The organism is Acidobacteriota bacterium (genome assembly GCA_016715115.1).
Classification (GTDB): Bacteria; Acidobacteriota; Blastocatellia; order Pyrinomonadales; family Pyrinomonadaceae; genus JAFDVJ01.
In genome coordinates, this window is record JADKBM010000013.1 from 413,013 (window position 1) to 432,681 (window position 19,669).

General features: G+C 55.6%; 13 protein-coding genes. 2 read left to right on the plus strand and 11 right to left on the minus strand.

What is annotated here, in order from left to right; translation table 11 throughout:
* Positions 1-60: 60 nt before the first annotated feature.
* Genes IPN69_16670 through IPN69_16680 form a run of 3 tightly spaced genes read right to left on the minus strand, consistent with a single transcriptional unit; the run spans position 61 to position 4,751 of the window.
* Positions 61-1,254 carry a tail fiber domain-containing protein gene (locus IPN69_16670; protein ID MBK8812344.1) on the minus strand — a complete coding sequence of 398 codons (1,194 nt, stop codon included), beginning with the start codon at positions 1,252-1,254 and terminating at the stop codon, positions 61-63.
* A 36-nt stretch (positions 1,255-1,290) separates the two neighbouring features.
* On the minus strand, positions 1,291-3,438 hold the full coding sequence (locus IPN69_16675) for a hypothetical protein (GenBank protein ID MBK8812345.1): 2,148 nt from the start codon (positions 3,436-3,438) through the stop codon (positions 1,291-1,293).
* A gap of 50 nt (positions 3,439-3,488) precedes the next feature.
* Positions 3,489-4,751, minus strand: a complete 1,263-nt coding sequence (locus tag IPN69_16680) for a hypothetical protein (protein ID MBK8812346.1) — start codon at positions 4,749-4,751, stop codon at positions 3,489-3,491.
* Between the two features lie 83 nt (positions 4,752-4,834).
* Here IPN69_16680 and IPN69_16685 point away from each other — a divergent pair, with 83 nt between their 5' ends.
* On the plus strand, positions 4,835-5,383 hold the full coding sequence (locus tag IPN69_16685; GenBank protein MBK8812347.1) for a sigma-70 family RNA polymerase sigma factor: 549 nt from the start codon (positions 4,835-4,837) through the stop codon (positions 5,381-5,383).
* 41 nt (positions 5,384-5,424) lie between these two features.
* On the plus strand, positions 5,425-8,094 hold the full coding sequence (locus tag IPN69_16690; protein MBK8812348.1) for a serine/threonine protein kinase: 2,670 nt from the start codon (positions 5,425-5,427) through the stop codon (positions 8,092-8,094).
* A gap of 196 nt (positions 8,095-8,290) precedes the next feature.
* On the opposite strand, the gene IPN69_16695 is transcribed toward IPN69_16690, so the two are convergent.
* From IPN69_16695 to IPN69_16730, 8 genes are all read right to left on the minus strand, one after another.
* Positions 8,291-11,155, minus strand: coding sequence for a hypothetical protein (locus IPN69_16695; protein MBK8812349.1), 2,865 nt, complete (start codon positions 11,153-11,155; stop codon positions 8,291-8,293).
* Positions 11,156-11,748: 593 nt separating this feature from the next.
* Positions 11,749-12,303 (minus strand): BON domain-containing protein, encoded by a 555-nt coding sequence (locus IPN69_16700; GenBank protein ID MBK8812350.1) that lies wholly within the window; start codon positions 12,301-12,303, stop codon positions 11,749-11,751.
* Between the two features lie 576 nt (positions 12,304-12,879).
* On the minus strand, positions 12,880-13,335 hold the full coding sequence (locus IPN69_16705) for a tRNA (cytidine(34)-2'-O)-methyltransferase (protein MBK8812351.1): 456 nt from the start codon (positions 13,333-13,335) through the stop codon (positions 12,880-12,882).
* A gap of 142 nt (positions 13,336-13,477) precedes the next feature.
* A complete protein-coding gene (locus tag IPN69_16710; protein MBK8812352.1) occupies positions 13,478-15,046 on the minus strand; it encodes an amidase in 1,569 nt (522 codons plus the stop codon).
* Positions 15,043-17,004, minus strand: coding sequence for a tetratricopeptide repeat protein (locus IPN69_16715; protein MBK8812353.1), 1,962 nt, complete (start codon positions 17,002-17,004; stop codon positions 15,043-15,045). The genes IPN69_16710 and IPN69_16715 overlap by 4 nt, the downstream gene beginning before the upstream one ends.
* A 9-nt stretch (positions 17,005-17,013) precedes the next feature.
* On the minus strand, positions 17,014-17,805 hold the full coding sequence (locus tag IPN69_16720; GenBank protein ID MBK8812354.1) for a glycosyltransferase family 2 protein: 792 nt from the start codon (positions 17,803-17,805) through the stop codon (positions 17,014-17,016).
* Positions 17,806-18,006: 201 nt separating this feature from the next.
* Positions 18,007-19,026, minus strand: a complete 1,020-nt coding sequence (locus IPN69_16725; GenBank protein MBK8812355.1) for a class I SAM-dependent methyltransferase — start codon at positions 19,024-19,026, stop codon at positions 18,007-18,009.
* A 33-nt stretch (positions 19,027-19,059) separates the two neighbouring features.
* On the minus strand, positions 19,060-19,380 hold the full coding sequence (locus tag IPN69_16730) for a hypothetical protein (GenBank protein MBK8812356.1): 321 nt from the start codon (positions 19,378-19,380) through the stop codon (positions 19,060-19,062).
* Positions 19,381-19,669 lie beyond the last annotated feature (289 nt).

A 19,669-nucleotide genomic window follows, 5' to 3' on the forward strand; every position in this document is an offset into this window, starting at 1 on the left:
ATGGGTTGCGAAGCTGACTCACGGCTCGCGGCTCAGAGCTCACAGCTCGAATCCGATCCCCTACGGCTTGCAGATCGCCGATGACTGATTCGACGCGCAGACAAGGCTTTTGAGAGCGGCCAATTCGATGCGCAGCTGCTCGATCTCTCTATGCTGCGCCTCGATCTGTTTTTGCTGTTCGCCGACGGCGTTGATTAAAACGACTCCGAGACGGTCGTACTTTACGCCTTCGACCTCGCCTTTGTCGTTGTATGAGGCAAGCAAAGGCTCGACCGCGGCGACTTCTTCCGCTACGAGTCCGAAATCAAACTGATTATTCGCCAGCCAATTAAACGAAACCGGACGAAGCCGCGAAATCAAAGCCAAGCCCGAACCGAACGGATTGATGTTGTTTTTGTAGCGAAGCGATGACGAACAGAGCGAAATCTCATTCGAGGCATTGCGGCAAAGTGGTGTTGCGCCTGCCGCACCAAGTTGAGCGACTGAAGTGCGTCCTGTTTGTGTGTTCATCACCAAACCCCAACCGCCGCCATTTGTTCCAAAAAAACCGACGCTATTGTCAGTTTCCATCCCGACGAAGGCGCGATCCTGGTTTGGCGTATTCTGAAAAAACCAGAAGCCGGCGGTATTTGTAGGTCCGGTATCGCCGATGTTTTGCTTAAACCGCGACCTGCCGACCACATCCAACCGGAATCCTGGCGTCGTCGTGCCGATGCCGACATTTCCGCCAAATAATCCATTGCCGCTGATGTTGAAATTGCCCGTTTGTTGCGATGTCGAATTTTGAATAAAATTCGCGCCGCCATTGGCCGTCGTAATGTATTGATTCGCGGCTATTCCGCCGAGCGATAGCGCGTTGTTCGTGGTTTCCGAGAGCAGACTCTTTATCGAATACGGTGAACTGTTGACTTGTTGCCGCGGCGTCAGAACCGCAAATGTGCCGCTGCCCGCAGGTCTGACGCGAATTTCCAAAAAACGGTCTGCGCCTGTAAAAAGTTGCGGCCCCCAGTTTATCGGAAGCGTGAAAACGCCATTCGTAACCAGCCATGGCGTAAAACTAGCGGTCGTAATTTGGTTGCCTCCGGTTGCCGCGTCAAACAAAGCAATTTGAAAATCGTAGTTGCCGTTTGCCGGATTCGCACCGTCCTTCAAATTGCCTTGATAAGTAAAGCCGGTCGTTTGCGCCGAAACCGTCTGCGCAGCCAAAATCAGACCAACGACCAAAATCAAAATACAATTTTCAAATCTTTTCATAATCTCTCCCAGATTCTTTGCCCATCAAATCGACGCCTAATCACGGCAACGGTAAAGGTTCCACTCCCAGGTGATCTTCGTGCCGTCCTGCGGATTGAGCACTTTAGTTCCGAAAAGCACCTCGCCGGCGGTCCCGACGAATCGTTGTCCGTAACGGCCGTCTTCAAGCTGCATATCGAATGAAGTTCTGAGCTTTTCGACTTTGTCGAGCGGCTGCAACTCTTCCAAGTCGCAGTTGGAATCGGTAACTTCGTCGATGGTCTTCTCTTTCATTTCAAAAATTCCCGTCGAAGCATTGAACTCCAGGCTGAAATCGCGCGCGCCCGGCTGGTAACCGATCGTAAACGGTCTTTTGAGCGTTCCCGTGAACCATTCCTTTCTTCCTTTTTTGAACCTCGTCGTAAAACTTCCCTCGGTCTTTCCGCAACAAGGATCGTTTTCACGAACGCCCTCAAAAATGTCTTCCAACAGATAAAAGACAAACATATCCGCCGGATTCGGAGGTTTGGTCTTCATTTCTTCGGGTTTGCGCGGATTGAGTTTGATCTGCGCCTCCTCGACCAATTTATAGGTTCGTATGCCTTCACCGGTACCGTTGCCGTTGCTTTGACGGGTCGATTTAATCACCGAAGTCTTGTCGTACGATCGTTCATACCTGATCGTGCCGCTCCAGTCGTCGGTGCAGGGAATCCAATCCCGAACGGGGACGCGAACGCCGGTTGAGCCCAAAATTGCACGGTTTTCCTCGATCGTGACCATCAAATAAGCAGTGTGCGGCGTTGCATAGGTCTTTCGGTTGGTCAGATCTTCCTTTTGCGGCTTGCCGATGACGCTGACAATGCTCTCACCGATCTGACCGGTCAGCTTGTCGGTTTGACTGCTCAGCTTGACGGAATCGTCGCCAAGATCGGCGCCGTCCTCGGAAACCAATATCCACTCGACGGTCTTGCCTTCCAATGACGGTGATTCCTGCAAGTCGAATTTCGGGCTCGCACCCGAAGCCAACCTATCCAGACAACCAACCTGATTGGCCTTTTCCGGGTCGGCCCAGACAATCGTAAACTTCGCCGTGACATCACGGGTTTCTCCCATATTGACGGACGATTTCGTTCTCACCAGCGGAATCGGTTCCTGGACCTTCAGGTCGATCTTGATGGTCTGCGAGGCTGACCGCAGTTTTTTCGAGGCCAAGGTGATAACGGCAAGTTTGAGTCCTTTGCCGAAGATCTCCAGAAACTGCCGGTGCGAACTGCCTGCTCTCCGATTTGGTGAACGCAGTTTGCATTCATCGATCGCTTTTTGATCCGCAAGCAACTCGCATTCGTCGAGCGTCTTTTCAAAAAGCGACAACTTTTCAACCGCTCGATACGCGTTCTTGCCTGTGTTTTGAAGCGTCGTCAAGTCGTCCCAGGAGTCACACAGACTCGTCTGTCCGGCGAAAACGGCATTTACGAAGCGGACGCCGTTTTCCCTGAAGAGTTGCGGCCGCCGGAAGTCGACGGCGACCAATTTAGCGTACGAATCGATCAGGTCGCCAAGCAATATGCGCTCGATGAGCGATAGCTGGATGAGGTTGAGCTTCGCATTTTCAGCCGACGTCGCACCCAGATCGACCGGATCTTTCATCTGTTTCCCAAGCTCGAAGATCAGTTGGGCGGCAAAACGGAGCCTTCCGTCCTTCGAATTCCTGGCCGTTTGCAGGTCCTTGAGCATCGAACGGGCGAGTTTGTCCGCGGGAAGCTGCGCATTGTTCTGGGAGATGACCTCGGCCAGCTTTTTGACGCTGGTCGTCGCGCCCGACGCCGAAGTTTTCAGCATTCCGACGAGTTCGAAGTCGTAGAAAACCATCTCAATATCGTAAGTCGAGGTCGGCTTGTAAAGAATCTTCTGGTTTCCGTCGATGATGTAGAATCCCGCCTTCTGCAGAGTTCCGATCAGAACCGAAAGCGACTCGGCGTCATATTTGGAGATTTCCTTTGCCAACCGTGCCGCAAGTCCGTCGGAGCGGTTTTCACCAACGATATAAGCGTTGGGAAGCCCCTTTTTTGAAAAGCTGACCAACGGATCATTGCTTTCGACCGCCGACAGCTTCGGTTCCGGCGGAGGTGTGTTGACGATCGGGCGCTGGGCAAAGACCGGGAGCGATCCGACGATGATCAAGGCAACAATGACAATTTTCTTCATAAACCGAACCTCAACTATTCACCAAGCCGCGCAAGTCCTGTCGCAAGAATTCACTTGATCTTCTCGAGCAAACCGCCGAGAATCCTGTCGATCGCCGCTTTCACCGCATCGTTCGGTTTCCCCTTCACTTTTTCGGTGGCGGTCATACTCGCGACGACGGTCTTTCCATCGCCTCCATAGATCGTGATGACGATCTCGGCTTCCGAATCGCCGATCTTCGTTGCGTCCTCGTTGCCGGTCACCTTGCCGAACAACCCGCCGATCTTGCTCGCGCCGGATTCCTTGACCTTTTTGAGTTCGACCCCGATGACGTTCGCGAATTTTCCGGTTGCCAATTCGGCCTGGGAATTGATCGAAAAACCGCTCATTCCGGCGGCAGAGACCTTCTGCGAAATATAGCCGCGCAGTTCGTCTTGATTTACTTTCGATGAATTGCCCGAGAAATAGTCGATCGCGATCGTTTTCAGAGGTTTGGTGTTTCGCGAATCGCTGATGATCGTCGTCGCGGAGGTGTCCATCGACTTGTTGAAGAACCCCGGCATCAACTCGGAAAGCGAATCGACCTCGGTCCAATCCTTCGGAATCTCGAACAGCGCCTGATCAAGCGTCGCTTTCGAAAGCGCCGTGGTTTTTATGTTCGAGGTTGCCTGAAGTTGATTGTTCTGAAACATCTTGGTGGTGCCTTCGAGAAAAAGCCCGGGGTTTTCCATTGCCTTGATGATCATTTTCGGGCGGCATCCGCCGTTTCCGCCGGGCGATCTCGGCACCCGACAGGAATCCCGCGTCAGCGTCAGATCGACGAACCAGCCTTCCTGCTCGATCCGGGACGAGAGTTTTCCGTCGCACGAGTCCGCCGAACCTTCGAATGTCTGGACGTTCTTCAGCCATTTGGCCGTGAAACCGAACATTTGCTGGCGTTTTCCGGAGTCCGTCACGGTGCTCGAAACGGTCATCGTTCCCTTGACGACGATCTTGCCCGTCGGCCGGCGCTTCTGTTGTTCCGGCGTGAGGCTTGACCAGTCGTAGTAGTCGATGAAATACGACTTTTTCTGCTCGCTCAGGGTGACGTCCTGCTTTAGGTCGCACTGCGAGATCTCAATGAAATTCGGGATCATTCTCGCCATCATCTCGGCCTTTTTCGGGTCGCCGGCAAAGGTCATTTTCGATTCGCGCCGCTCGCGGACGCCCTTCGAATAGATCGTGTTTTCGGTAGTTACTTCCTGAACGGTGGATTGCTGGGAAATCTTGTAATCCGCAAATGCCGGAAACGCGGTTATGGCAAAAATCAACAAAGCTGAAATCGATCGGTTCATAAAGGTTGTGTCTCCCGCTGAATTTATTCTCTATGCATAAACGCGGGAGACTTGGTAAAATTTTTCAGAACGGCGAAAGAAATATGGCTAACGATGTAACGCGGCTCCTGCAAGACTGGCAAAGCGGAAAAAAGGATGCATTGGACGACCTTTTGCCGATCGTGTACGACGAATTGCGTCGCGTCGCGCACCGTCTTCTCAGCAACGAATACGCCGAAACGATGCCGACGACGGCGCTTGTTCACGAAGCCTATCTGAAACTCGTCAACCAACACTCGGTCGACTGGGAAAATCGGGGACAGTTCTTCGCCATCGCGGCGCAGGCGATGCGGCGGATCCTGGTCGATCACGCGCGAACGCGCCACGCGCACAAGCGCGACGGCATCAAGGTCACGCTCGACAACGCCGAAACCGTTTCGGTCGCGGTCAACGAATCGCTTCTCGATCTCGACCTCGCGCTGAACGAACTCGCGGAGCTGGACGAAACGCAGTCGCGGATCGTCGAACTGCGTTATTTTGCCGGTTTGACGTTCGACGAAACCGCGGCCGTTATGAAGACCTCAACGGCGTCCGTCTTTCGGGAATGGACGTTTGCGCGTGCGTGGCTTTATCGGAAGATCAACGGCGCGTGAAATAATCGACGATTTCCTACGCGTCTTCAAGTTGGAACGATATGGCTAACAGCGAGTGGTCGACATTGAAGAGAGCTTTCGAGCGCGCGCTTGAACTTGACGGCGCCGAGCGCGACGCGTTTCTTGCCGGGCAGGATGAGTCCGTCCGATCCGAGGTCCGGGAATTGATAGACTCGCACCTCAAGGCAGAAGGATTTATCGCAATGCCGGCCGCCGTCGAATTCGGATTCCATCAGCAATCCCTTGTCGGATCATCGATCGGCGATTACAAACTCCTTGAGATCATCGGTTCCGGGGGAATGGGAACCGTCTTCCGCGCTCAAAAGGAAGGATTCGGAAAGAGTTACGCGGTTAAACTGATCAAGCGCGGAATGGACACGGATTCCGTTCTTAACCGCTTTCGACGTGAACGCCAACTGCTTGCGCAACTCGAACATCCCGGAATCGCGCGCCTGCTCGACGGTGGAACGACCGCCGACGGGCTTCCATATTTCGTAATGGAATATGTCGAAGGCCGGCCGTTGAACGTGTTTTGCGACACAAATCGGCTCGGCGTCCGAGCCCGGCTCGAACTCTTTCAGAAGATTTGCTCTGCCGTCACGTTCGCCCATCAGAATCTGATCGTCCATCGCGATCTGAAACCATCGAACATCATAATTGCATCGGACGGTTCGCCCAAACTGCTCGATTTCGGGATCGCGAAACTCGTGACGAATGAGAATTCAGACGAAACGGCGACCCACGGACGGGTTTTTACGCCGGAGTACGCGAGTCCGGAGCAGATCAGCGGCGCGCCCGTGACGACGGCGTCGGATGTCTTTTCGCTCGGCGTCGTCCTGTATGAAATGCTCAGCGGCAAAAGGCCTTTTGCGTCGAAAGGCCGCAACGCCCACGAGATCTCGAAAGCGGTCTTGACATCGGAACCGGTCCGTCCGTCATCAGTGGTGAATCCGGATTGGCATCGTGATGACGCCAAAGCAACGAACGAAATTGAGTCCGGCACGTCTGACAAACCATACGAATCGACTTTGCGAATCGGATCTCTGGATTTTCGCTTGATCCGCGGCGATCTCGACAACATAGTTCTCAAAGCCTTGCGGAAAGAACCGGAACGTCGTTATCAATCCGTGCAAGAGTTTTCCGAAGATATTCGTCGCCATCTTGCCGGACTTCCGGTGACCGCGACTGCCGACACAGCGGTTTACCGGATTTCGAAATTCGTCCGCAGGCATCGCCGCAGCGTCGCATTGGGTGGTCTGGCGGCGATGATCGTTTCCGTGCTTTCGGGTTTCGCCGCCTGGCAAGGGATCGTCGCGGCAAGGGAGCGCACGAAGGCGGAAAAGCGTCTGACCGAGATTCGTCAGGTGGCGAAATCGCTGATCAATGAAACGAACGATTCGCTCGCGAAGATTCCCGGAAACGTCGCGGTTCAGAAAGCGCTCGCCGAAAAGAGCGTCGCTATGCTTGACTCGCTCGCCGCCGACGAAACGGCCGACGATGCTCTGCGTAGTGAACTTGCTGATTCGTATACGAAGCTCGCCAAGATCCAGGCTTGGGCATTCCGCGAGTTTGAAAAAGCGGATGAGAATCTGGTCAAGGCGGAAGTCATCTACAAAAGGCTCGTCGAGAAAGCGCCCGGCGATCAATCGCTTCGGCGGAAACTCTATGCCAATCAGCTTCGCCGGATCGAATCGCTCCACGACACGAACCGACGAGATGAAATGTTCGGCGTCGGCTCGGAAACTATCGAGAATTTGCGGGCGATCAATGCGAATGAACCCGAGAATCCGACGACGTTCGCGGACATTGCGGCGATGTACGGGTGGTTCGGTGACAAGTACGCGCTCTTTGGCCGCCGGGAGGATGCGGTTGCAAGCTACAGCCGCGGCACGTTGTCGATCGACGCGGCGATCGACAAGCAGATGACGAAAGGCGATACCGCAAAGGCAAAGGCCGAACTCGGCCGGCTGCAGTTCATCAAAGCCTGGCTGCTGAACGGGTCGGGCGAGAATTTGCGAGCGATCGAATGGTATCGCGCAGCCGCCGCAACGGCCGATGGCGCGAATAAGGAGGATCGAAATCTCGAAGGGAATTTCGAGCGGATCATCGCCGCTCACGAGAAGATCGCCGGAATTCTCGAATCCGACGGCCAACTTGCTCAGGCGTTGGCCGAGATCCTTATCGCCAAGGATCTCGCGGATGTTGCTTCGCAGGATCCGAAGATGCCCGACAAGAGCCTTATGCCGGACTATCAGTGTTTTTACACGGTTTACGCGGGAAAGATAGCCGTCAAACTCAAGCGCAGCGATGACGCTCGGAGACTGTTTGACGAAAGTGCCCGAATTTGCCGCCAAAATATCGCGCAGGACGCGGACGACGAACAGAATACCTTCGAGAGCCTGCCGTTCTTGTATGATATCGCCGAGTATCAATCGGCGCGCGGCGATTCGGCCCGCGCAGTTCGAGAGCTTCAGGAGTTGGCTGAAAAGGTTCGCTTGACGCTTGAGAAGAATCCAAAGGACCTCGGTGCGGCGTTCGCACTTGCCGAGACTTTTGAGAAGATCGGTGATCTTGCGAAAGATACGTCTTCCGCATCGTATTATCGGAAATCGCTCGATCTCTGGACCGAATACAGCCGCGAAAATCGCTTGTTGCCCGAAGAATCCGAGAAAATGAACCGCGTTTCGGCGAAGTCCGCGGCGTTGAAGTGAGAATGCGGGAATCGCCGTCGCCCAAAAAAAGCGGCAGCGCGAATTAAATTCGCACTCTGCCGCTCAATTTCGGATTATGAACCGAATCTTGCGATCCGGTTCATAAAGCTCACAAATTCAACTGTTGCCGGAGTCGAACATCAATGAGAAAACCCGAACACTGCCAGCGATCGGCAGTGTTCGGAACATCGATGTTTCACATTCCGCCGACAGAAACCGGAAGATACCGGACCGGAATCGGAATATCCGTTCCGACACCAAAGTTTTGGATCGATAATCCGGCGGTTGAACGGAGCACCCACCAAACACCGTTACGATAGACAGCCCGGTCGTCTTTGCCGTCGCCGTCATAATCTCCCGGAACGGGAACATCGCCGTTGGCTCCGAACTTCGTGATCGTCGTTGCGCCGTCAGAACTTTGACGGACGAACCACTCGCCCGTCGACGGTCGGAAGATTGCAACATCATCCTTACTGTCGCCGTCATAGTCCGCTGGAACGAGCAAATCGTTTGCTAAGCCAAACGGAATCGCTTCGAAGTTCTGCGCCGGTACGCCGGTATTCCGAGCGATATACCAGGTTTTGTCGCTCGGACGGTAAACCGCCAAATTGGTCTTGCCGTCGTTTTCCAGATCAAACGCCATAGGCACGTCTCCCGTCACACCAAACGGCGCGATCGTATTTGCACCGTTACTGCTGTTCAGGACATACCAGATTCCGGTCGACGGACGAAAGACCGCAAAATCGGTTTTTCCGTCGCCGTCGTAATCGCCGTTGATCGGGATATCATTGGCGACACCCCACGACACCCCTGAAATAGTAAAGCCATTGCTGTTCAGTACCCAAAAGTCGGGATTGGCGCTATTGGCATCAGGACGGAAGACAGCGGTATCGGCCTTGCCGTCGCCGTCGTAGTCTCCCGGTGTCAGAACATCGGATGAAATTCCAAAGCGAATAACACTTAATCCGGCGGTCGAACGCTGGAGATACCAATTGCCTTCTGACGGACGGAAGACCGATAGATCGGTTTTGCCATCGCCGTCAAAGTCGGCCCTGGCATTCGGCGCCGCAGCATTGCAGACACGCGCACCGAAGACTTGAACATCGTCAACCCACTGGCCCGTCGCGGCGACCGAGCTATCGGATCCCGTCAACCAACGGAACTTGACCGATTGGCCGTTCAGAGAGGCCGGCAGATTGACAACCGTGTCGATGTATCCGCCGGCTGACGTGCCTGTCCAGGCGTTTCGTCCTCCGATCGGATTCGAGAAGGAAGTGCTTATCAAACCATTGTATCCGCCGCTGGCAAAGGTGCCGCCGCCGGTAATGACGTCGGTCCAGATCGTGCCGCCGTCGGTCGAAAACTCAAGCACCGTCCCGTCAAACGTTGACTCGGTTATGTACTTGTTCTTAAACGTCAAAAGCGAATCCGTGCTCGTGATCATCACCGCCGGCGTGGAAAGCGCTGCCGCGTTGGCCGTCGCCGGATCGCTCGCGAACGCTGCGTTCAAGCCGGAATTTGGCGTTGTTGTTGTTGTTGTCCAGTTGATGCCGGTACCGGACGTTTGTGTATTTACCCAGCCCGCCGGCAATGCCGGAGCCGTTACTCCGTCAAAGTTCTCGGTCAGGGTTACCGTTCTTGCGCCGGTTACATAGATCTTCGTCGCATTGGCGTAATTTGTTGCCCCATCGGCAACGGTCCAGGTCAAAGTGATCGTTGCTCCGCATGCGAGCAACGGATCTACCCTGAATGTAAAGTTTCGCGAAACCGGCATCCCGTCCGGGGCGACCGCGCCGTAATTCTGCGCTGCGCTCGGGCTTGTCACGCCGCCGGTTGCCTGCAGCGTCGCGGTCAACGCGGTAGTCGGGATATCGCCCGTATTGGTCAGTGGCAGGCTGACCGTGATCGATTCACCCGGATCCGGCGAAGTATTGCCCGGCGGAAAGCTTTCGGAAACAAGCGACACCGCGCCTTGATTAATCACCGCCACATTCTCGATGCAAGTTAACTTCTGATTCGAGTTTGTGCCGACAAAGCCCGAGGACGCGAGCGATCTGCCGCCGATCACATAAAAGCTGCCGCCAAGAACGGCTCCGGTCATTCTCGCTCTTTCGGCAGTCATACTTGTCTGGCTGGTCCAGGTGTTCGTGGTCGGATTCCACCTGATCACGGATGTTGAGATGTTCGCCGTGGCTGTACCGTTTTCGTATCCGCCCGCGAGCACCCAACCGGCGTTCGCACCGGCACCGTACAGAACCCCCGACGACGCTGCTCCCCAGCGTGTCAAAGGCAGATCGGCGATGGCCGCGTCATCCCACGTGTTTGCCATCGGGTCGTAACGATAGGTTTTCAACGACGCAACCGATCCGACGCTCGCAATGCCGCCCGCGCCGTAAACAAAGCCGCCGTTGGAGAAAGCGCTAACGAAACTTACCTGCTGAGGGTAAACGGCACCGAGGCTCCAGGTGTTGCCTGCCACGTCATAGATCTCAAGCGCGTCGGTGGAAGCCGTTGCCGGACCGGTTCCGGCGAACTTATAGATCATTCCGCCTACGTAAACCGCCGCGGAGTTCCAGGTGCCGACCGTGAATGGCGCCATCGTCGTATAAGTGTTCAGCGAAGGATCATATCTGAACATCGTCGTTTGCGGAGTGCCGGTGCCGGTTAGCGCTCCACCGAGTATATAAATGAACGTTCCGTCCGAAACGGCCGTTGGGAATTCCAAGGCCGCCGGCAACGGCGCGATACTGGTCCAGGTCGTGCCGTCAAATCTGCGGGCGTCGGCGATGATCGCTGTGCTGACGCCCCCGAACGTATAGAGAAAGCCGCCCTGCGACACCGTGGGTTGGTCGAGGATCGGCACTGGATAGTTTGTGGCTGCGGTCCAGCCGCAGACCTCGCCGGGAACGTTCGGATTGCTGACGATGGCATCAGTCGGGACCGCAATCGACTTCACAGCCTCCGGAATTCCGGTCCGCAGAGCTTCGCTCAGACTTGATGCCTCTGAATAGGGTTCGGAGGTCTTTTCTTGGGCCATCGAAACCATCAAGGGTCTTGACATCAATGACACCGCAAACAAAGCAAATAGACCCAACACAAGTGCGACTTGGTTTCGTCCGCTCATTTGCTTAAATGCGGTTCGCCATCGTATGAATGGAGAATCTAAATTCTTGCGCCTCATCATTTTGTAGCCTCCAAATTTTCTGTTTTCGAACGCATACACCGTCAAACACGGCATAGCCGCCGATTGGCGGGGAGACGAAGCCGGAGCGGTTTTCACGCACAACGCGCTTCGCACTCCAAACCAACATTGTGAAAGACACTATAAGTTCACAATAGACCCTTTATTATCGACTCGCAATGCATTCTCGACCTGCGTGCCGACTAAAATGACGTTTGTGGCTTCGGCAGCGAAATAGATACCGCTTTTGGGGTTGGAGGTGAAGATTGCGGCAAGAAAAACCCGGGAACGAACGCTACACAGGGAGGATCCGATTTCGGGCGTGTACGGGAAGCAGTTCCGCTTATTGGTGCGGAAAGAAGTCGTGGTTCTGCGGGTGGGGGTCGTTCTTCGACGCTTGATTTCGAGCGTGAAGACGCGAACAGGCCGCTTGCTTCCGCAAGCAGCCTGTATTCGTTTTCCTTGAATTCGGGTTAGCGATACTCCATCGTTCCGATGACGAGATTGTTCGTGATGCTGAAGACGCCGGGAATCGTGCTCGCGAGGATGTACGCGAGCTGCGAATCGCCCTTTCCCGAGACAAAACCTTCAAGCGTCAGGTGACCGTTCTTGACGATGATGCGCATCGACGGCCTCGGTTCGAGCAGGTATCGATACAGACTCGCGCCGTCGCGGTTGAATGTTCTGAGCGTCTGTCTGCGAATCGCGTCGTCGAATCTCGAAAGCGGCAGAACCTCAATGTTGTTGACGACCTTCCGAACTCCCTCGATTCGTTTGACGGCCGATTCGGCATCTTTGCGGTTGCGAATCTCCGCGACCTTGCCGCTCAGGATCACCGTTCCGTCTTCGAACGTGAACGCGATGTTGTCGAACACTCCGTAGTAGGGAAGAGCCAGAATCTTCTTGAAGATCTTCCTTTCGACGGTTTGCGTCGACTTGATCGCCGACGTATCCTGCGCGTATGCCGCGACCGAAGCGAATGATAAGATCACGAAACTGAAAACTGCAAACCGTTTGATAAATCTCATTTCTCTTTCCTCCTCGGTCAGATAGGACCGTCACTGATATTGATGATTCGGAAGGGAAAAAAGATGCAAGGCGTTCCGTGGGGCGACTTGCGCTACGCCGGTTGACAGACCCGGATTACCCTATAACGGCGCCTCAATCGGCGATACAAGGCGTGCGAAAGAAAGCTGTTGCTACGCTTTGGATTTGAGGGGACTCTTCCGCGCAGTTGCTTCTGCGAAACGAAATGTTTTTCAGCCACAAATGACGGGACACCAAACAGTATTTCGTTTTTAGCTGTGTTTTGTTTTTCCCCGTGTACCTTCGTGGATTCAAGAGACGCCGAGCGTGATTCCGAATTTCGCCCCAGCGCACGCGCTGACAATCGCATACCTGACTCCCGTAATGCCCCTTTTTCGAGAGAGGTAAACTCCAATGAATCCGGTGTTATATTTTCCTTCGTGCATCTTCGTGCGCTTCGTGGTTTCAACAAACGCCGGTCAATTTCCGCGCGGAGATCGCAAAGAACGCAGCGTCGGTCCGCAAGGTCGTCGAGAATCCGCGGTCAGACCGCGGTTTTACGGATTTCTTTCGATTCTTCATTTCAGGTTGATCTGTCGCAAGGCTTCGTAGAGCACGATCGCGACGCTGTTCGCGAGATTCAGGCTCCGGACGTTCGGATTCGGCATCGGTATCGTCAGGCAGCGGTCGGCATTCGCGGCCAGAACTTCGTCCGGCAGCCCGCGGGTTTCACGGCCGAATACGAGACAGTCTCCGTCTTCAAATCGCCAGTCGGTGTAACTCAGGCTGGACTTCGTCGTGAAGTACAAAAATCGCGAATTCGGCAGAGCCCGATAAAGCCGGTCGAGATCGATGTGACGATGAAGCTCAACGTCGTTCCAGTAATCGAGGCCGGCACGCCTGAGCGTTCGGTCGTCCATCCGAAAACCCGTGACGCCGACGATATGGAGCGCAGAATAGGTCGCCGCGCACAACCGCGCGATGTTGCCGGTATTCGGCGGGATCTCAGGTTCGACAAGTGCAATACTCAACATCTCAGCTTCCCGAATTCCGATTCGATCGATGGCCGAGGAGCATCCGGCCCAGAGGAGCATCCGGCAAGATCAAGGTTCCGGTCTTGAGAACGTCAGAAACGAAGCACGGACATCAAAGACCAAAGATCCAAGACCAAGAAAACTAAGAGTACGTCGCCAGAAACTTCGGTTTCCGCCGCGCCGTCGTGAGCTGCTCGTAGCCGTACGCGATCTCGATCAGCAACGGCTCCGAAAAGGCGCGTCCGAAAAAGGAGATCCCGATCGGAAGCTCGGCGATGAAGCCGGCCGGGACGGTGATGTTCGGGTAGCCCGAAACCGCCGCCAGCGACGAACTGCCGACATAACTCGTCGGCGAATCGCCGTTGACGAGATCGATCAGCCACGGCGGGGAATTCGACGGCGCGACAATCGCGTGCAGTTTCTCTTTGTCCATCACGGCGTCAATTCCCTGATCCTGCGTCAAAACCTTGCTCTGAAGCAGCGCCAGACGATACGCGCGCGTTTCGAGATCGCCTTTTTCTTCAGCCTTCAACATAATGTCCTGTCCGAAATACGGCATTTCCTTCGCGGCGTTCGACTCGTTGAATTTGATCAGATCGGCGAGCGATCTATGGGTGCCGCCGCGTGCCGCGAGATACTTGTTGAGGTCGGCCTTGAATTCGTACAGCAACACCTCATACTCGGCGTCGCCGAATTTCTCGAGCGTTGGGATCATTATGTCCACAACCTCGGCGCCGCCGTCTTTGAGCGCCTGCAGCTGCGTTTCCATCAGCTTGTCGAGGCGCGGATTGGTGCCGAAATACTGGCGCATCACGCCGATCTTCTTGCCCTTGAGTCCATCTTTCTTCAGGAACTGAGTGTAGTCTTTCGAGCCCTTCGAAGCCTGCGACGTGATCGAATCGTTCGGATCGGTTCCGACGATCGCGCTCAAAACCGCCGCCGCGTCGGCGACGGTCCGGCACATCGGACCGGCCGTGTCCTGGCTGTGCGCGATCGGAATGATCCCGGAGCGCGAGACGAGTCCGAGTGTCGGCTTGATGCCGACGATGCCGTTGATCGACGCCGGGCAAACGATCGAGCCGTCAGTCTCGGTTCCGATCGCGATCGCCGCCAGGTTCGCCGCGATCGCCGCGCCCGACCCCGAAGACGATCCGCACGGCGTGCGGTCGAGAACATATGGATTTCGCGTCTGTCCGCCGCGTCCCGACCATCCGCTCGAAGACTGACCCGAGCGGAAATTCGCCCATTCGCTCAAATTCGTTTTGCCGAGTATGACCGCTCCGGCCTCGCGCAGTTTGCGGGCGATGAAGGCATCTTCCTTCGGGGCAGGAGCGTCGAGCAACGCGAGCGAACCGGCTGTCGTTTTCATTCGGTCGGCGGTGTCGATGTTGTCCTTGATGACGACGGGAATCCCGTGAAGCGGCCCGCGAACCTTTCCGGATTTGCGTTCGGCGTCCATCTGCGCGGCGATCGCCGGCGCGTCCGGATTCATTTCGATCATCGAATTGGTCTTCTTGTCGATCTCCGCGATCCGCGCCGAATAGCCGCGCACGAGATCGGCCGACGAAAACCGTCCGGCGCCCATCCCTTGCTGCAGTGCGGCGACCGTCGTTTCTTCAAACTCGACGACCGCTGCGGCCGAAGCCTTTCTTCCAATCATCAACCCGGCCGCGCCGATGGCGCCGAGACTTACGAATTCTCTGCGTTTCATTTCTCTCCTTTCGCCTTCTTCAAATTCTGTTTCGCTTCCTCAAAATCTGGTTTCAATTGAATCGCCTTTTCAAATTGCGGAATCGCTTGGGCCGTTTCCTTCTTTTCGACCAGAATCTTGCCCAAGAAATTGTAAAGCTCCGGCTTTTCGGGTGTTTGCCGGATCAGTTCGCCAACCTGAGCCTGCGATTCATCGTAACGCTTCAGCTCAAAGAGCGCGAGCGCGAGTTTGAGCCGCGCGTCGAAGTTGTCCGGCGCCAGGAACAACAGACGGCTCAGCGCATCGACCGCCTTTGCGAGATTGTCTTTTCTTGCATACGCCGACGCAAGGTCGTCGAGCGTCGTGATAAAGATCGAGGGTGCCGGGCTTCCCGGAAGGTCGGCGGCGCGCCTCAGGCTGTCCTCCGCCTCTTCCGGCTTGCCCTGAAGTATCTGGGCGAGCGCCATATTCGAATAGGCCAGCGCGTAATCGGGCCGAATCGCGAGGCATTCTTTGAATTTCTGCTCGGCCTCGGCGAACTGTTTTCGCTTCGTTAGCAGAATGCCGTAGGTATTGTAGGCTTCAAAATAACCGAGATTGTCTGCGAGCGACTGCTTGCAGAAGGATTCGGCCTCGTCGAGCCGGTCCTCCAACGTCAGATGATGACAGAGATTATGGGATATCAGGAAGTTCCGCTGCGTCACCGCAAGCGTCCGTTTGTAAAGGATCTCATTGTCCTTCCAATAAGAAGCCTGAACGTATCCGGCAAAGGTCAGGCCGGCGATGAACAAACCGAACAAGGCGAAATAGATCGATTTCCCGATTCCCAACGCTTTGAAGACGTCGGCCGCGCCCCAGACGAGAATGATGAAAAGTCCGAAATATGGGACGTACGTGTAGCGGTCGGCCATCGGCTGCGCGCCGACCTGGACCAGTCCGATTACCGGCACGAGTGTTCCCAAGAACCAAAGCCAGCCCATCAAAAGATACTTTCTCCGGCCGATCTGCCAGATGGACAATGCGGTCATCGCCGCGACAAAAAGCGTTCCGACGGCGATCTGCCAGACGGGAAAGTCGCGGTCGTACGGATACCAAACGCCGAGTTTCGCCGGATAGAAAAGCATTCCGGTGTACTTGGCATATGACAGGACGGCGTTAAGCGCACGCGTCGTCATCGGCAGATGCTCGAACGATTCCATCGCTCCGCCGGCCCGCTGCGCGATGAACGTGATGTACGACGAAGCGGCCGACAGCGCGAAAAGCGGGATCTTTTCGGCGACGAGGGCGGGGAGGTCGCGAAATGACCGGAGCCGTTCGAGCGACCAGTAGTCCATCAGCAAGAGCACGCACGGCAGCGTCACAAGCATCGGTTTCGCCATCAGTCCGAGCGCGAGGAGGGCGAAGACGAGCAAGTAGGACAGCCAGAGTCGACGTAGACGCGAGGCGACGCCCTCGCTTTCGTCCGTGTTCGCGCGCCGGGCAAAACCGATATATGCGAGCATCGTCAGCAGCCAGAAAAACGTCGAAAGAACATCTTTGCGTTCGGATACCCAGGCGACCGATTCGACGTGTGCCGGATGGACCGCGAACAGCGCCGCGACGATCACGCTCTTCCAGAAGGATCCCGTCATTCTCTGAAAAACGGTGAACGCGAGGATCGTGTTGAGAATATGAAAAACGACGTTCGTCGCGTGGTGTCCGCCGGGATTCTGGCCAAAGAACTCGACGTCGATCATATGCGAGATCCACGACAGCGGGTGCCAGTTCGCCGCGTGAAACTGCGTGAACGCCCATTGGACGGACTGTTTGTTGACGCCGCTCGAAACGATCTGATTGCCGAAAACGTACAGATTGTCGTCGAGATTGATGAAGTTGAATCCGATCGTCTGGTAATAAATGACCATCACCAGTGCGGTCAGCGCCGCGTAAACGACCGTCTGCTGGTTCTCCTGAAAAAATCCCGGTTTCTTGTCTGACACGATGTTTCCCTAAGATGATTTTTCGATTTCGCGGTAGTAGTCCGGCAGAAGGCACTGTCCGGGCTTGCGAAAAAGCTTTGATTTGACCAGTTTCCAGCGATGCAACCGGAATTCGATGGAGGTCGAGAGCACGCCGAAGCCGTAGCGGACCGAGCGCCGGAAATTGATCGACGATGCCTCATCGAAGTAACGTGTCGGGCAGCTGATCTCGCCGACCCGATAACCGAAGTAGATCGCCTCGGCGATCATCTGGTTGTCGAAAACAAAGTCGTCGGAGTTTTCGTCGAGCGGCAACCCCTCGATGACCTCACGGCGGAACGCACGGAATCCGGTGTGATATTCGCTTAGTTTTTGGTTTATCAGTATGTTCTGAAAAAGCGTCAGAAAACGATTCGCGAAGTACTTGTAAACGGGCATTCCGCCGGCGATCGCGCTGTTTCCGAGAATCCGCGAGCCCATCACCACATCATACTCGCCGTACGCGATCATCCCGGCCATCGGAACGATCAGGTTCGGCGAATACTGGTAATCCGGATGAACCATAACGACGATGTCGGCGCCGTTTCGAAGCGCTTCGCGGTAGCACGTCTTCTGATTGCGTCCGTAACCGAAGTTATTGTCGTGCCGAAAGATCTTGAGGTCGAGCCGGTTGGCGACCTCGATCGTCTCGTCGGAACTCGCGTCGTCGACGAGCAGGATCTCGTCGACGATGTCGCGCGGAATCTCTCCGACGGTCTTCTCGAGCGTCTGCGCCGCGTTGTAGGCGGGCATTACGACAATTATCTTCTTTCCGTTTAGCATCAGATCTATTTGGCTTTAGGAAGCGCCATCAACCGGTCATAATTTGGCGCGCGGCGGAATCCGAATCAATTGGCGACTGGAACAAAGCCATCTCCGCGGCAAACTGTAGAATCCGTCGCCAAACGCTGAAAGCCATCCTTCTCGCCTTCGGTAAGACCAATTTACAGCAACGGGGTTTGCTTATCAACGGCCGCATTCGGCTCAGGCGGCTTTTCGCGCGCAGACCACCAGCGTGCCGCCGCGGCCCGAAACGGTCGAGACCGCAAGCAGCGGAAGCGCCGCCGCTGCGAAAAACGTTCCGAGCGCGAAATCCCTCGCGCGAACGAGTTTTCCGATCTCCCGGGCGTGGCCGGTCAAGGTTCGGAAAAAGACGTTCTTTTCAACAAAAAGCGTGTTGAGCGCGCTCTGCGACCAACCGAGTAGGTCGTATTCAAACTCCTGGTCGCGGCGCCACTCCACCGCGAAGCCAGTTTGATCGAGAAGCTTCAACAGCGAGCGCGGGCCGAAATGGAAAAGATGGTTCGGAACGTCGAGATGGAGCCAGTTCCGTCCGGACCAACTCGCCTGCATCCCTTCGGCGTTCGGAACGGCGACGATCAACGTGCCGCCCGGTTTGAGCAATGCATCGACCGCCGCGAGCGTCCGGCGCGGGTCGTGGAAATGTTCGAGCGAATGCCACATCGTGACGGCGTCGAACGATTCCGGGCCGAACGCCGAGCGCGCCGAGCCGAGATCGCTGAAGACATCGATGCCCGAACCTTCGAATCGAGACGCGTCGAGTTCGGTTCCGGCAATTTGCCAACCGCGTTCTTGCGCGGCCCTCAAAAAGGTTCCGTCGCCGCAGCCGACATCGAGCAGGCGTCCCGAAGTTTCGCCGCGGGCGGCCCTTTCGAGCCAGCGCAGGCGGCGCCGGGCGCAGAAATCGTTCGTGAAGCCGTGACGTCCGCCGTAGTATTCGGCGTAGAATTCGGAAACGTCCGTGATTCGCGGCGACGTTTGGCCGAGCCCGCAATCTTCGCAACCGAGAATTGAAAAGATGCGGCTCGAAAGGTGGTGGTTCAGGTTGGCGAACCTGACCTTGAGTCCGCTGCCGCAAACGTGGCACACTTCGGCCGGTTCCTGATCTCCGTCGAAAGCCGGACTGCCGCCGACGGACTCACCTCGAACCCCCTCCGAATTGTTGGCAGGCAGATCGGCCACTTTCTTTCTGTTGACGGGCATTTTTGCTTGAGATTCGGCGGCGATCGATCCGCGTCAGCCTCCGAGACGGATCTCAATATCGTCGACCCGTCCCTCCATTCGAAGAACGTTCCCGGCCAGCGTATTCATCCCGCGGTTTAAGGCGATAAATTCCTTTAAGATCTTTTCCTGGCCGAACTTGACCTCGGCGACGTCCCGCTCCAGACCGCTGACTCGAAATTTCAAATCGGCGACATCCGACTTGAGATCGGCGACATCCGACTTGAGTTCGTCAACGGAGGTCGAGAGTTCGCTGAGCCATTTTTCGTTTCGCTGGGTTACGGTGATGACCATTTCCAATTTGTTGAGGATCTGCGTTTGAGTGTTTTCAGTCATTGGTTTCCTCCTGAGTGTGTTTTTTGAGTAGCAATAAAATACTCCAGCCGGAGCGTGATTTCAAACGCCGAAAACGGAATGAAAGCGGCCGGTCACAAATGGCGAAAAAGGGCGGCTGAGCTTGGATCTTCGACCCGTTGAAGGCTCGGCCGGACTCGTTTTGTTCCGAGTGCGACTGGCGGAAACGCTCCGGCTCACAACAAAAAACCGGGCGATCAATTTGAATTTGATCCCCCGATTCACCCCGAAAAACGCGAAAGCTATCATAGGCGGGCTTTCACATACTGCT

Bases quoted from the DNA above. Each gene is read 5' to 3' on its own strand.
- IPN69_16670 (MBK8812344.1), bottom strand. From the start codon at position 1,254: ATGAAAAGATTTGAAAATTGTATTTTGATTTTGGTCGTTGGTCTGATT.
- IPN69_16675 (MBK8812345.1), bottom strand. From the start codon at position 3,438: ATGAAGAAAATTGTCATTGTTGCCTTGATCATCGTCGGATCGCTCCCG.
- IPN69_16680 (MBK8812346.1), bottom strand. From the start codon at position 4,751: ATGAACCGATCGATTTCAGCTTTGTTGATTTTTGCCATAACCGCGTTT.
- IPN69_16685 (MBK8812347.1), top strand. From the start codon at position 4,835: ATGGCTAACGATGTAACGCGGCTCCTGCAAGACTGGCAAAGCGGAAAA.
- IPN69_16690 (MBK8812348.1), top strand. From the start codon at position 5,425: ATGGCTAACAGCGAGTGGTCGACATTGAAGAGAGCTTTCGAGCGCGCG.
- IPN69_16695 (MBK8812349.1), bottom strand. From the start codon at position 11,155: ATGTCAAGACCCTTGATGGTTTCGATGGCCCAAGAAAAGACCTCCGAA.
- IPN69_16700 (MBK8812350.1), bottom strand. From the start codon at position 12,303: ATGAGATTTATCAAACGGTTTGCAGTTTTCAGTTTCGTGATCTTATCA.
- IPN69_16705 (MBK8812351.1), bottom strand. From the start codon at position 13,335: ATGTTGAGTATTGCACTTGTCGAACCTGAGATCCCGCCGAATACCGGC.
- IPN69_16710 (MBK8812352.1), bottom strand. From the start codon at position 15,046: ATGAAACGCAGAGAATTCGTAAGTCTCGGCGCCATCGGCGCGGCCGGG.
- IPN69_16720 (MBK8812354.1), bottom strand. From the start codon at position 17,805: ATGCTAAACGGAAAGAAGATAATTGTCGTAATGCCCGCCTACAACGCG.
- IPN69_16725 (MBK8812355.1), bottom strand. From the start codon at position 19,026: ATGCCCGTCAACAGAAAGAAAGTGGCCGATCTGCCTGCCAACAATTCG.
- IPN69_16730 (MBK8812356.1), bottom strand. From the start codon at position 19,380: ATGACTGAAAACACTCAAACGCAGATCCTCAACAAATTGGAAATGGTC.